General features: G+C 66.4%; 12 protein-coding genes. 7 read left to right on the top strand and 5 right to left on the bottom strand.

Annotated features, from left to right (window positions below):
• Positions 1-5: 5 nt before the first annotated feature.
• Positions 6-737 carry a DUF484 family protein gene (locus AC1RP5_RS26480; protein ID WP_493115762.1) on the bottom strand — a complete coding sequence of 244 codons (732 nt, stop codon included), beginning with the start codon at positions 735-737 and terminating at the stop codon, positions 6-8.
• Between the two features lie 15 nt (positions 738-752).
• Complete coding sequence (fsa, locus tag AC1RP5_RS26475; RefSeq protein WP_068192649.1) at positions 753-1,409, bottom strand: fructose-6-phosphate aldolase; 657 nt, start codon at positions 1,407-1,409, stop codon at positions 753-755.
• 109 nt (positions 1,410-1,518) lie between these two features.
• Here fsa and AC1RP5_RS26470 point away from each other — a divergent pair, with 109 nt between their 5' ends.
• The 7 genes from AC1RP5_RS26470 (at position 1,519) to AC1RP5_RS26440 (ending at position 9,670) form a co-directional block, all read left to right on the top strand.
• Complete coding sequence (locus tag AC1RP5_RS26470) at positions 1,519-3,690, top strand: primosomal protein N' (RefSeq protein ID WP_493115760.1); 2,172 nt, start codon at positions 1,519-1,521, stop codon at positions 3,688-3,690.
• Positions 3,691-3,877: 187 nt separating this feature from the next.
• Entirely contained in the window at positions 3,878-4,432 is a 555-nt protein-coding gene (locus tag AC1RP5_RS26465) for a F0F1 ATP synthase subunit delta (RefSeq protein WP_493115758.1), read from the top strand.
• On the top strand, positions 4,433-5,959 hold the full coding sequence (atpA, locus tag AC1RP5_RS26460) for a F0F1 ATP synthase subunit alpha (RefSeq protein WP_493115756.1): 1,527 nt from the start codon (positions 4,433-4,435) through the stop codon (positions 5,957-5,959).
• A gap of 15 nt (positions 5,960-5,974) precedes the next feature.
• Positions 5,975-6,859, top strand: a complete 885-nt coding sequence (locus tag AC1RP5_RS26455; protein WP_493115754.1) for a F0F1 ATP synthase subunit gamma — start codon at positions 5,975-5,977, stop codon at positions 6,857-6,859.
• Positions 6,860-6,895: 36 nt separating this feature from the next.
• A complete protein-coding gene (gene atpD / locus AC1RP5_RS26450) occupies positions 6,896-8,320 on the top strand; it encodes a F0F1 ATP synthase subunit beta (RefSeq protein ID WP_493115752.1) in 1,425 nt (474 codons plus the stop codon).
• A gap of 4 nt (positions 8,321-8,324) precedes the next feature.
• Positions 8,325-8,738 (top strand): ATP synthase F1 subunit epsilon, encoded by a 414-nt coding sequence (gene atpC / locus AC1RP5_RS26445; RefSeq protein ID WP_493115750.1) that lies wholly within the window; start codon positions 8,325-8,327, stop codon positions 8,736-8,738.
• Between the two features lie 113 nt (positions 8,739-8,851).
• Positions 8,852-9,670, top strand: a complete 819-nt coding sequence (locus AC1RP5_RS26440) for a ferritin-like domain-containing protein (RefSeq protein ID WP_493115749.1) — start codon at positions 8,852-8,854, stop codon at positions 9,668-9,670.
• A 52-nt stretch (positions 9,671-9,722) separates the two neighbouring features.
• On the opposite strand, the gene AC1RP5_RS26435 is transcribed toward AC1RP5_RS26440, so the two are convergent.
• From AC1RP5_RS26435 to AC1RP5_RS26425, 3 genes are read right to left on the bottom strand one after another with little or no spacing between them, the layout of a single operon-like run.
• Positions 9,723-10,193, bottom strand: coding sequence for an RNA pyrophosphohydrolase (locus AC1RP5_RS26435; RefSeq protein WP_493115747.1), 471 nt, complete (start codon positions 10,191-10,193; stop codon positions 9,723-9,725).
• Complete coding sequence (locus tag AC1RP5_RS26430; protein WP_493115746.1) at positions 10,190-11,365, bottom strand: divergent polysaccharide deacetylase family protein; 1,176 nt, start codon at positions 11,363-11,365, stop codon at positions 10,190-10,192. Before AC1RP5_RS26430 ends, AC1RP5_RS26435 begins: the two co-directional genes overlap by 4 nt.
• A gap of 21 nt (positions 11,366-11,386) precedes the next feature.
• Entirely contained in the window at positions 11,387-12,787 is a 1,401-nt protein-coding gene (locus AC1RP5_RS26425) for a S41 family peptidase (protein WP_493115744.1), read from the bottom strand.
• Positions 12,788-12,848: the final 61 nt, after the last annotated feature.

Below are 12,848 nucleotides of genomic sequence, written 5' to 3'. Positions count from 1 at the left end.
CAATGTCACTCGGGCAGGTCGAGCCAGGCGCGGATGGTGTTCTCCAGCACCTTCGACAGGAAGAACAGGAGTTCGGTCGACATCTCCGGGCCGAAGGCCTCGGGGTCGCGCGCGCCAAAACACATGACGCCATCGGGCGAGCCCGACGAGACCTGCAGGCGCATCAGCACGTCGGACTTCACGAAGCGCGCGACGTCGCCGAAGAAGGCTTCCTCGCCCACGATGTTGGAGCGCAGGCGGGCATGCTTGTCGGGGCCGATGGCGGCATCGATGGCGCCGGGCGCCAGCACATAGACGCCACGCACGGGCACGCGCTTGGGCGCATCGGCATTGGCTTCGATCGCCATGGTGATGAAGTCGACGTCGAGCAGCTCCGGCAGCTCATGCGTGACGACGTGGATCATCTTCTCGAACGTCGTCGCCTGGATGATGCTGATCACCGCCGCCTGGATGCGGTTCTGGACGATCTGGTTCTGCTTGGAATTGGCGATGATCTCGGTGCGCTCGACCTTGAGCTTCTCGATCTCGCCGCGCAGGCGCTTCAGGATCGCCTGCTGCATGTCGATGACGCCCGGTCCCTGGACCCGGGGCGTGACGCCCATTTCCGTGGCGAGTTCGCCGTGCTTCTCGAAGAAATCGAGATGCGCCTTGAGATAGGCCACGACGTCATCGGCGGTGATCAGCTTCACCTGCCGGCCTGAGCCGTCGGGCGCCGGGATCGTGCCGTCATTGGCCATGCGCCCGTCTCCGGGTCAGAGGATCGACTGGCCGGTCTTGGCCCAGTCGTCGAGGAAGGCCTTCAGGCCGTTGTCCGTCAGCGTGTGCTTGAAGAGCTGGCGCAGCACGTTGGGCGGAAGGGTGCCGACATGGGCGCCGAGCTTGGCCGCGGCAATCACATGCTGCGTATGGCGGATCGAGGCCACCAGCACCTCGGTCTTGAAGTGCGGATACTGGCGATAGATCGTCATGATCTCGCCGATCAGATGCATGCCGTCCTGGCCGATATCGTCGAGGCGGCCGACGAACGGCGAGATGAAGGTCGCGCCGGCCTTGGCCGCCAGCAGTGCCTGCGCCGCCGAGAAACACAGGGTGACGTTCACCATCGTGCCTTCGGATGTCAGCACCTTGCAGGTCTTGAGACCGTCCGGCGTCAGCGGCACCTTCACGGTGACGTTCTTGGCGAGCTTGGCGAGCTTGCGGCCCTCTTCGAGCATCGTCTTGTGATCGGTCGCGACCGTTTCGGCGCTGACCGGGCCCGGGACGATGGCGCAGATCTCCTTGATGACGTCGAGCATCTGCCGGCCCGACTTGGCGATCAGCGACGGGTTGGTCGTCACCCCGTCGAGCAGGCCCGAAGCCGCCAGATCCTTGATATCGGCGACATCGGCGGTATCGACGAAGAACTTCATGTAAAATGCCCCAATGGCCAGTGGTTCGGACTCGCCTATTGCCACAATTTCTAGCGATTCCCCCTCGGAGCCACAAGCCAAGGGGGACGCGTCGTCGCGTCTCGAACCGGTGGAAAACACGGTCAAGGTCCTGCTGCCGCTGCCGCTCGGCGATGCCTACGATTATCGCGTGCCCGAAGGCATGGTGGTGGTGCCGGGACATTTCGTCGTGGTGCCGCTCGGCAAGCGCGAAACGATCGGTGTCGTCTGGGGGGAGGGAACCGGCGAGGTCGCGTCGGCGAAACTGCGTGACGTGGTCGGCGTGCTGCCGGCCTTGCCGATGGCCGATGCGATGCGCCGCTTCGTCGACTGGGTGTCGGCCTACACCTTGATGCCTGCAGGCGCCGTGCTGCGTATGGCGATGAGCGTGCCCTCGGCGCTCGAGGCGCCCAAGACGGAACTGGTCTATCGCGCGGCCGCACCGACCGATGATACGCCGCTGAAGCTCACCGCCGCGCGACGTCGCGTGCTGGAACAATTGAAGGACGGACCTTCGATGGCTGCCGCGGAACTGGCGCACCTCGCGGCCGTCGGCACATCGGTCGTGAAGACGATGGCGAATCTCGGATTGCTGGAGACCGAGGAGCGGATCGTCCGCCGTTCCTTTCCGCAACCCGACGGATTGCATGACGGGCCGACCCTGTCGCCGGCGCAGCGCATCGCCGCCGACGGGCTGGTCGAGAAGGTGAAGGCGCATGCTTTCTCTGCGACCCTGCTCGATGGCGTGCCGGGCGCGGGCAAGACCGAAGTCTACTTCGAGGCCGTCGCGGCCTGCCTCGCCGCTGGCCGGCAGGTGCTCGTGCTGCTGCCCGAGATCGCGCTGACGGCGCAGTGGCTAAAACGCTTCGAGGATCGCTTCGGCGCCCTGCCGTCGCCCTGGCATTCCGGCCTCACCAGCCTGGAGCGCCGCGAGACGTGGCGCGCGATTGCCGAGGGCAGGGTGGGCGTCGTGGTTGGCGCACGGTCCGCGCTGTTCCTGCCCTTCGCCAATCTCGGCCTCATCGTGGTCGACGAAGAACACGACAATTCGTTCAAGCAGGACGAAGGCGTCGTCTACAACGCACGTGATATGGCCGTGGTGCGTGCGCGGCTTGCGTCCGCGCCGATCGTGCTCGCTTCGGCGACGCCGTCGCTCGAAAGCGTCGTCAACGTGAAGACCGGTCGCTACGGCGAAGTGCATCTCCCCGGACGTCACGGCGGGCATCAGCTTGCGGCCCTGTCGGCGATCGACCTGCGCCGCGAGCCGCCGCCGCGCGCCAAATGGCTGTCGCCGCCGGTGGTCGAGGCGATGAAGCAGACGCTGGCGGCGGGTGAGCAGACGCTGCTGTTCCTCAATCGCCGCGGCTATGCGCCGATCACGCTCTGCCGCGCCTGCGGCCAGGGACTGGAATGTCCGCAATGCTCGGCCTGGCTGGTCGAGCACCGCTTTCGCCGGACTCTTGTCTGTCATCATTGCGGCTACTCCGAGCCGCCGGCGCAGACGTGCCGCCATTGCGGCGCGGTCGATCAATTCGTCGCCTGCGGTCCCGGTGTCGAGCGGCTGGCGGAAGAAGCACTGGAACTATTCCCCGAAGCGCGACTCGAACTCTTCACTTCCGACAGTCTGATGAATCGCGATGAGGCGTCGGCAGCGGTCGATCGCATGGAGAAGGGCGACATCGACATCCTGATCGGCACGCAGATGGCGGCGAAGGGCCATCACTTTCCGAACCTGACCTTGGTGGCGGTGATCGATGCCGATCTCGGCCTGAACGGCGGCGACCTGCGCGCGGCCGAGCGGACGTTCCAGCTCCTTTATCAGGTGGCGGGGCGTGCGGGTCGCGACGGAAGGCCGGGCCGGGCGCTGATCCAGACCCACAATCCCGAGCATCCGGTGATGCAGGCTTTGGTGTCGGGCGATCGCGACCGATTCGTCGACGTAGAACTCCAGGATCGCTCGCTGGCCGGCATGCCTCCTTATGGACGGCTGGCGTCGCTGATCATTTCCGGACCCGATCCCGCGGCGGTGGACAATGTTTGCGCAGCCCTCGCGCGCCATGCGCCACAGCAGGAGGGCGTTACGGTTCTGGGACCGTCGGTCGCACCGATGGCGTTGTTGCGCGGTCGGCACCGCCGGCGCTTCCTGCTCAAGGCCGGCCGGGACATTGCCGTACAGCCGTTGCTGCACGCCTGGTTGGAGCAGATTGGCCTGCCCGGCTCAGTTCGCCTGCAGGTCGATGTCGACCCCTATTCCTTCCTTTAGATCGGCTGCGCCCAAAAACCGCTGTAGATCAGGGCTTTGCCGACGTTGCGCCGGGAAATGCAGCATGGTAGCAACGCGCGCTTTTCCGGGGTGGGGCGGCAAGCGACGCGGGGCGTTCTGCTAGGGAAAAGTGTGTGAATTCAATGGCTTGCCGGCCGCGTTCCGCGGCAGGGGAGAGGCTCTAGACGTGACCACCGCAACCACCGGCGTTGCCGGACGCTACGCCAGCGCCCTTTTTGAACTTGCGGATAGCTCCAAGTCCCTCGATCAGGTGGCTCAGGATCTAGCCACTTTCCGCAAGCTTCTCGACGAGAGCGCCGATCTTTCGCGCCTCATCGCCAGCCCGATCATCGGACGCGCTCTGCAGGGCAAGGCGTTGCTCGCCGTGCTCGACGCCGCCGGCATCTCCGGCCTGACGCGCAATTTCATCGGCACCGTGGCCGCCAACGGTCGTTCGCGCGACCTGCCGGCGATGGCGTCGGCGTTCCTCGCCGAACTGGCCCGCCGCCGTGGCGAGACCACCGCGACGGTCACGACGGCCGTTCCGCTCACGCCCGCCCAGCTGCAGCAGCTCAACGACACGCTGCGCTCGGTGCTGGGCAGCAACAAGGTTTCCATCGACGCGCGCGTCGAACCCGACATTCTCGGCGGTCTCGTCGTGAAAGTCGGTTCGCGCCTGTTCGATTCGTCCGTCCGCAGCAAGCTGCAGCGCCTGCAGCTTGCCATGAAGGGAGTTGCCTAAATGGATATCCGTGCCGCCGAAATTTCGGCCATTCTGAAGCAGCAGATCGCCAACTTCGGCACCGAGGCCGAAGTGGCCGAGGTCGGCCAGGTCCTCTCGGTCGGTGACGGCATCGCGCGCGTCTATGGCCTCGACAGCGTCAAGGCCGGCGAGATGGTCGAGTTCCCGGGCGGCATCAAGGGCATGGCGCTCAACCTCGAGAGCGACAATGTCGGCGTCGTTATCTTCGGCGAGGATCGCACGATCCGCGAAGGCGACACGGTCAAGCGTACCGGCACCATCGTCGACGTTCCGGTCGGCAAGGGCCTGCTCGGCCGCGTGGTCGACGGTCTCGGCAACCCGATCGACGGCAAGGGCCCGATCGTGGCGACCGAGCGCAAGCTCGTCGAAGTGAAGGCTCCCGGCATCATTCCGCGCAAGTCGGTGAACGAGCCGATGCAGACCGGCCTCAAGGCCGTCGACTCGCTGGTCCCGGTCGGCCGCGGCCAGCGCGAGCTGATCATCGGTGACCGCCAGACCGGCAAGACCGCCGTTGCCATCGACACCTTCCTGAACCAGAAGGGCATCAACAAGGGCACCGACGAGGGCCGCAAGCTCTACTGCGTCTACGTCGCCATCGGCCAGAAGCGCTCGACCGTCGCCCAGATCGTGAAGACGCTCGAGGACAACGGCGCGCTGGAATACTCCATCGTCGTCGCCGCCACCGCGTCCGACCCGGCCCCCATGCAGTTCCTCGCGCCGTACACCGGCTGCGCCATGGGCGAGTACTTCCGCGACAACGGCATGCACGCCGTGATCGTGTATGACGATCTTTCCAAGCAGGCCGTCGCCTATCGCCAGATGTCGCTGCTGCTGCGCCGCCCGCCGGGCCGCGAAGCCTATCCCGGCGACGTGTTCTATCTCCATTCGCGCCTGCTCGAGCGCGCCGCCAAGCTGAACGAGAAGAACGGCTCGGGCTCGCTGACGGCGCTGCCGATCATCGAGACGCAGGCCGGCGACGTGTCGGCCTACATCCCGACCAACGTCATCTCGATCACCGACGGCCAGATCTTCCTCGAGACCGAGCTCTTCTATCAGGGCATCCGTCCGGCGATTAACGTCGGTCTGTCGGTCAGCCGCGTCGGCTCGGCCGCGCAGATCAAGGCGATGAAGCAGGTTGCCGGCACCATCAAGCTGGAGCTGGCGCAGTATCGCGAGATGGCCGCCTTCGCCCAGTTCGCCTCGGACCTCGACGCCTCGACCCAGCGCCTGCTCGCGCGTGGCCAGCGCCTCACCGAGCTGCTGAAGCAGGGTCAGTTCGTGCCGATGCCGGTCGAAGAGCAGGTGATCTCGCTCTACTCCGGCACCCGCGGCTTCCTCGACACGCTGCCGGTTGGTCGTATCAACGAGTTCGAGCGCCAGATGCTCGACGCGATCCGCGCCGAGGGCTCGATCCTCGCCTCGATCCGCGAGAAGCGCGAAATCGTCAAGGAGACCGACGACAAGCTGAAGGCGTTCCTCGCCGACTTCGTCAAGAAGTTCGCCTAACTCCCGAAGGTTTCGATGCCTAGCCTCAAAACCTTCCGCCTCAGGATCCGAAGCGTCCAGTCGACGCAGAAGATCACCAAGGCCATGAAGATGGTCGCGGCTGCGAAGCTGCGGCGCGCGCAGGAGCAGGCCGCCGCGGCCCGCCCGTACGCGGAGTCCATGGACAAGATCCTGGCGTCGCTTGGCGCGAGCTTCCAGGGCGCCACCGGCGGTCCGCGTCTGCTCGTGGGCACCGGTTCCGACCAGGTTCACCTGGTCGTCGTCGCCACCGGCGACCGCGGCCTGTGCGGCGGCTTCAACAGCACGATCGTGCGCGAGGCGCGCCGGCAAATCCGCGCGCTGCTGGCCGACGGCAAGACGGTCAAGATCTTCTGCGTCGGCCGCAAGGGCCGCGACCAGCTGCGCCGCGACTTCGGCGCACTGATCGTCGAGACCATGACCGATCTCGGCCGGCCGCGCCTGTCCTTCGCGGATGCCCAGAAGATCGCCGCGCGCATCACGGAAATGTATGACGCGGGCGAATTCGACGTCGCCAAGGTGATCTTCAATCACTTCAAGTCGGCGATGACCCAGGTCGTCACCGTGCAGCAGCTCATCCCGCCGCCGATGCCGGAAGCCTCGGCCGCGCCGGCCGCTACCGGCGGCGCGATCTACGAGTTCGAGCCCGACGAGGGCGAGATCCTCGCCGACCTGCTGCCGCGCAATCTCACCGTCCAGATCTTCCGCATCCTGCTGGAGAATGCCGCGAGCTTCTACGGCTCGCAGATGACGGCCATGGACAATGCCTCGCGTAACGCAGGCGACGTGATCAAGAAACTGACGCTGCAGATGAACCGCTCGCGCCAGGCCTCGATCACCAAGGAACTCATCGAGATCATCTCGGGCGCCGAGGCCGTCTAGGCCGGCTGCCAAGCAATCGAAGGAAAGGGCTCCGTAATGGCTACCAACAACATCGGCACGATCACCCAGATCACGGGCGCGGTCGTGGACGTGCGCTTCGACGCCGACCTGCCGAACATCCTGAACGCGCTGCACGTGAACGCCGACGGACGCCTGATCGTGCTGGAAGTCGCCCAGCATCTCGGTGAATCCGAGGTTCGCACCATCGCGATGGACACGACCGATGGTCTGGTCCGCGGCGAGAAGGCGGTCGATACCGGCTCTCCTATCCAGATGCGGGTCGGCCCCGAGACGCTCGGCCGCATCCTGAACGTCATCGGCGAGCCGATCGACGAGCGCGGCCCGGTCGGCAACAAGAGCACCCTGCCGATCCATCGCAGCGCGCCGGAGTTCGTCGAGCAGTCGACGGAAGCGCAGATCCTGGTTACGGGCATCAAGGTCATCGACCTGCTCGCGCCGTACGCCAAGGGCGGCAAGATCGGCCTGTTCGGCGGCGCCGGTGTCGGCAAGACCGTGACGATCATGGAGCTGATCAACAACGTCGCGAAGGCCCACGGCGGCGTGTCGGTGTTCGCCGGCGTCGGCGAGCGTACCCGCGAGGGCAACGACCTCTATCACGAGATGATCGAGGGCGGCGTCATCAAGCTCGACGGTCCGGGCTCGAAGGTGGCGCTGGTGTACGGCCAGATGAACGAGCCGCCGGGCGCCCGCGCCCGTGTCGCGCTGTCGGGCCTTACCGTCGCCGAATACTTCCGCGATGCCGAAGGCCAGGACGTGCTGTTCTTCGTCGACAACATCTTCCGCTTCACCCAGGCCGGCTCGGAAGTGTCGGCGCTGCTGGGCCGCATCCCGTCGGCGGTGGGTTATCAGCCGACGCTGGCCACCGACATGGGCGGTCTGCAGGAGCGCATCACCTCGACCAAGAAGGGCTCGATCACCTCGGTGCAGGCCATCTACGTGCCCGCCGACGACTTGACCGATCCGGCGCCTGCCGCTTCGTTCGCCCACTTGGACGCCACGACCGTGCTCAGCCGCTCGATCGCCGAGCAGGCGATCTTCCCGGCCGTCGATCCGCTCGACTCGACCTCGCGCATGCTCGACCCGCGCGTCGTCGGCCAGGAGCACTACGAGATCGCCCGTTCGGTCCAGCGCGTGCTGCAGCAGTACAAGTCGCTGCAGGACATCATCGCCATTCTGGGCATGGACGAGCTGTCAGAAGAGGACAAGCTGGTCGTGAGCCGCGCCCGCAAGATGCAGCGCTTCCTCAGCCAGCCGTTCCACGTCGCCGAAGTGTTCACCGGCACGCCGGGCGTGTTCGTGAAGCTCGAAGATACGATCAAGGCGTTCAAGGGCATCCTCGCCGGCGAGTACGACGATCTGCCGGAGCCTGCCTTCTACATGGTCGGCACGATCGAGGAAGCCGTCGCCAAGGCCAAGAAGCTCGCGGCCGAGGCGGCCTAAGCACATGGCCAAGGTCTCCTTCCGTCTGGTGATGCCCGAGCGCGAGTTGCTCGCGACCGAGGCCGACATGGTCGTCGTTCCGGGCAGCGAAGGCGACTTCGGTGTCCTGCCGGGCCACGCCCCGCTGATCTCGACCGTCCGTCCGGGCGTGCTCGAGGTCTATCAGGGCAGCAAGGTCGAGCAGCGCTTCCTGGTGGCCGGCGGTTTCGCCGAGGTCACGCCCGAGCGCTGCACGGTTCTCGCCGACGAGGCGGTGCCGTTCGAACAGATGACGGTTGCCCAGCTCGACGAGCGCGAGCGGGCAGCCCGCAACGACATTACTGACGCCGCTACGCCCGCCGAGAAGGCCGCCGCCGAGAAGAACCTGGCCATCGCTCAGGACCTCAAGCGCGCCCAGGCCTTCTACGCCAGCCGCTGATTTCAGCGCTACTGCGCATTTTTCAGTCGAGAAGTGCACCGGTCTGCCATTGAAAGGCAGGCCGGAGGTGGCTTTATTACGCTGGTAAGACAACGCGCCGAGGGTGCTCGTTCATGGGTAACTGGACACTCGAGACGATCGCCTGGGATCGCTTCGATGCGTCGAAGGTCGATCCGGAGATCCTCCGCAACATCAAGGCCGCAGCCCTGGTGGAGCGGAACGGTGCCGATTACGGCATCTATCTCGGCCGGGTGTTCGCCGACGATGCGGCCTTCATGGGCGCGGTCGACAACTGGGTTGTCGAGGAAGTCCAGCACGGCCTGGCGCTCGGACGCTGGGCGCAGCTCGCCGATCCGTCCTGGGATTTCGATGTCGCCTTCGAGCGTTTCCGCACCGGCTACAAGCTGCCGCTTCATGTGAGCGAATCGGTGCGCGGCAGTCAGGCCGGCGAGATGATCGCCCGCTGCATCGTCGAGACCGGCACCAGCTCCTATTACAGCGCGCTCAAGGATGCGACCGAGGAGCCGGTGCTGAAGCAGGTCTGCCAGAAGATCGCGGCCGACGAGTTCCGTCACTACAAACTCTTCTACGAACACCTGAACCGTTGCCTGAAGCGCGATCGGCTGAACCGCTGGGCCCGCCTGCGCATCGGCTGGGGCCGCCTCGCCGAGAGCGAGGACGACGAACTGGCCTACGCCTACTTCGCGGCGAACGAGCCGGCGGACGCGGTCTACGACCGCAAGCGCAACATGCAGGCCTATGCCCGCCGCGCCTATCCGCTCTACCGCCAGACCCACGTTCAGCGCGCCATGGCGATGGTGCTGAAGGCGATCGGCCTCGAGCCGCAGGGCTGGCTCAATCGCCTGATGACCCGCGCGGGCCTTTGGTTCCTGCGCCGCAACGCCGCCAAGCTGGCCGCGCAGGGCGCCTAGAAAAACACGCCGTCGTCCCTCGACTGCGCTCCACTCGGAACGACGGTGGTTTTCAGGAAATCAGATCCGCGAATTCCGCGAACACCGCGTCGTAGACGGCGCGCTTGAAGGGCACGATCAGCGACGTGAGTTCGGCCGGGGCGATCCAGCGCCAGGCGACAAATTCCTGGTCGTGCGCGTGGATGTCGATGTCGGCCTCCGTGCCCGTGAAGGCCAGCGCGAACCACTTCTGCGCCTGGCCGCGCCAGCGACCCTTCCAGTACGGAGGCCGCCGCTCCTCGGGCACGTCGTAGGAAATCCAGGTCTTGCTTTCGCGCAGCAGCAGCGCGCGGCTCGTGCCGACCTCTTCGTGCAGTTCGCGGCAGGCGGCTTCGATGGGCGTCTCGCCCTTGTCGATGCCGCCCTGGGGCATCTGCCAGGCGTCGGGCTGGTTGGCGCGGCAACCGACGAAGAGGCGCCGGTCCGGCGCGATCAGCATCAGCCCGACATTGGGGCGATATCCTTCGGCGCGGCCGGTCGTCATGGGCGAAGCTGCTGGGGTTGGGTGCGGATCCGGGCCATGCAGGCATCGCGGCATTCGAAGTGTCCGATGATCGGCACGAATGACACGGTTTTGCGCGCCTGCTGCCCCTTGTACCAGCCGCGAAGGGCGACGATCGCCTCCTCGTCGGGCTGCACGACGCCGAAAGCGTGGCGCGGGGAGCGCTCGGGCGAGGGCTCGCCGACCCAGGTCGCGAGCCGGTCGAGATTGCCCACGACGCCGTCGCCCGCGAGCTTGTAGTCGAGCACGTCGGTGCTGCGGGCATAGCCCACGCCCAGTTCGTCGGTGAGACGCTGGATCGCCGCCGTTCCCGGTGTTGGATTGATCTCGATCAGCGCCAGGCCGCGCTCGGCGATTTCCTTCACGAGGGGGCGCAACACCGCTTCGGGCGGCGCCGGACGGCCGGGCATGGTGAGCACCAGTCCGACATAACCTTCGCCGCGGCCCAGGATGGCCCGCAGGCGCTTCAGGTTCTCCGCCGGGTCGGCCGTCGCCTCGATCGGGCGCAACCCGCGCTCGGCGACGACGGGATCGTCCATCGGCAGCATCAGGTAGCTTTCGTGACCGAACGTCCGCGCCTGCTGCAGCCAGCGCGGCAGGTCGGGCGTGCCCGGCAGGAAAGCGAGACTCACTTCGGGCGGAAGCTCCTCGATGGCGCGACGCATCGCGACCTCGTTGAGGCCGACGTTGATCACCAGCAGGCCGAGCCGAGCGCTGGCGCCGGTGGGATCGAAGCGGCGGGCGTTGGCGATCCACGGCATCCAGCCCGAGGGCGAGACGCGCGGCAGGCGAAGGCCGTCGGCCGTGGTTTCGATCATGCCGGCGAGTTCTTCGGCCGGCAGCTTGCGGAAGGCCGCCGATGGCGCGGGACGCGGCGGGAGCGCCAGCGATGGCATCTCTGCCGGCGGCGCCGTTGCCGGCTCTGCATCGGACGTCAAAGCGACGGATGGCGCAGTGACAGGCGGCGTTGCAGACGGCGGCGAGGCAGCCACGGCGCTGTCGACGATCTTCGGTGCCTTGCCCTCGAAGCTGCCCGAGGCAATGCCTGCCGCGACCGCGATCAATCCGCAGACGAGAAAGTAAGCGGCGACCAGGCCGCGAAAGCCTGGTCGCCCGTTTACGCTTCTGTCGACGCTTCGGCCGGAACGGGCCATGGCGTCATCCCCGAAAGCCGATCAGTTGGCCTTGCCGCTATAGAGCGAGATGCCACGGATCAGGTCGGCCGCGCGCAGCAGCTGATAGTCGGAGGCCTGCTCCTTCGGCGGCTCGTCCGGATCGCCCGACGGCGTGGCCTGCGGAGTCTGGCCCGCGGCCTTGTCGTCGGTCTTGTCGCCCGGCTTGGCGGCTTCCGGCTTGGCGTCGGCGGGCTTCGCCGGCACCGGCGGGGCCACCGGCTTGTCGTTCGGGTTGGTGATCGAGCGGCGCAGGTTCTCCTCGCGGAAGCCCGAACGCTGCTGGATGTTCTCGATCTTCGCGGGCTCGACCTCGATGTCCGGCTTGATGCCTTCCTTCTGGATCGAACGGCCCGACGGCGTGAAGTAGAGCGCCGTGGTCAGGCGGATCGCGCCGCCGCCGGTCACCTGCATGATCGTCTGGACCGAGCCCTTGCCGAACGAGCGGGTGCCGAGAATGATCGCGCGGCGGTGATCCTGCAGCGCACCGGCCACGATCTCCGAGGCCGAGGCCGAGCCGCCGTTCATCAGGACGACGATCGGCAGGCCGCCGGCGACGTCACCCGGCTTGGCGTTCCAGCGCTGGACCTCGTCGTTCTTGCGCGCCTTGACCGAGACGATCTCGCCCTTGTCGAGGAAGGCGTCGGACATCGCGATGGCCTGGTCGAGCAGGCCGCCCGGGTTGTTGCGCAGGTCGATGATGTAGCCCTTCAGCTTGTTGCCGGCTTCCTTCTTGAGCTTCTCGACGGCGTCGAGCACGCCCGGCGTCGTCTGCTCGGTGAAGGAGGTGACGCGGATGTAGCCGATGTCGCCGCCTTCGAGGCGGAACTTGACCGGTTTCACCTTGATCGTCTCGCGGGTCAGCGTGACGTCGAACGGGTCCTTGGTGCCGCGGCGGATCGAGACCTTGATCGGCGCGCCGACCTTGCCGCGCATCTTCTCGACGGCTTCCTGCAGGGTGAGGCCCTGCACCGGCTCGCCGTCCAGCGCGAAGATCAGGTCGCCCGGCATGATGCCGGCCTTGGAAGCGGGCGTGTCGTCGATCGGCGACACGACCTTGATGACGCCGTTGTCCATCGTGACCTCGATGCCGAGGCCGCCGAACTCACCCTTCGTCTGGACCTGCATGTCCTTGTACGACTTTGGGTTCATGTAGCTGGAGTGCGGGTCGAGCGCGCTCAGCATGCCGTTGATGGCATTCTCGATGAGCTGCTTCTCTTCGACCGGCTCGACATAGTCGCGGCGGATGCGCTCGAGCACGTCACCGAACAGGTTGAGCTGCTGGTAGAGCTCGCTCTTGTCGCCACCGGCGGCCTTCGGATCGGCCGGCTTGTCCTGGGCCAGGACGGGTGCGGCCAGGAAAGCCACGGCCGTGGCAAGTGAGGCTAAGCGCAGAAAGGTCATTTGGGTGCCTTCAGGAGGGAAGTCGCCGGGGGCATTGAGGCCCGGCGATCCGGTGTTTTAG

The sequence above is a fragment of the Reyranella sp. GW821-FHT12G01 genome (assembly GCF_058806575.1).
The sequence above is the reverse complement of the archived record's forward strand: the minus strand, read 5'-3'. Positions and strand labels throughout refer to the sequence as shown.

Bases quoted from the DNA above. Each gene is read 5' to 3' on its own strand.
- AC1RP5_RS26480 (WP_493115762.1), bottom strand. From the start codon at position 737: ATGGCCAATGACGGCACGATCCCGGCGCCCGACGGCTCAGGCCGGCAG.
- fsa (WP_068192649.1), bottom strand. From the start codon at position 1,409: ATGAAGTTCTTCGTCGATACCGCCGATGTCGCCGATATCAAGGATCTG.
- atpA (WP_493115756.1), top strand. From the start codon at position 4,433: ATGGATATCCGTGCCGCCGAAATTTCGGCCATTCTGAAGCAGCAGATC.
- AC1RP5_RS26455 (WP_493115754.1), top strand. From the start codon at position 5,975: ATGCCTAGCCTCAAAACCTTCCGCCTCAGGATCCGAAGCGTCCAGTCG.
- atpD (WP_493115752.1), top strand. From the start codon at position 6,896: ATGGCTACCAACAACATCGGCACGATCACCCAGATCACGGGCGCGGTC.
- atpC (WP_493115750.1), top strand. From the start codon at position 8,325: ATGGCCAAGGTCTCCTTCCGTCTGGTGATGCCCGAGCGCGAGTTGCTC.
- AC1RP5_RS26440 (WP_493115749.1), top strand. From the start codon at position 8,852: ATGGGTAACTGGACACTCGAGACGATCGCCTGGGATCGCTTCGATGCG.
- AC1RP5_RS26435 (WP_493115747.1), bottom strand. From the start codon at position 10,193: ATGACGACCGGCCGCGCCGAAGGATATCGCCCCAATGTCGGGCTGATG.
- AC1RP5_RS26430 (WP_493115746.1), bottom strand. From the start codon at position 11,365: ATGGCCCGTTCCGGCCGAAGCGTCGACAGAAGCGTAAACGGGCGACCA.
- AC1RP5_RS26425 (WP_493115744.1), bottom strand. From the start codon at position 12,787: ATGACCTTTCTGCGCTTAGCCTCACTTGCCACGGCCGTGGCTTTCCTG.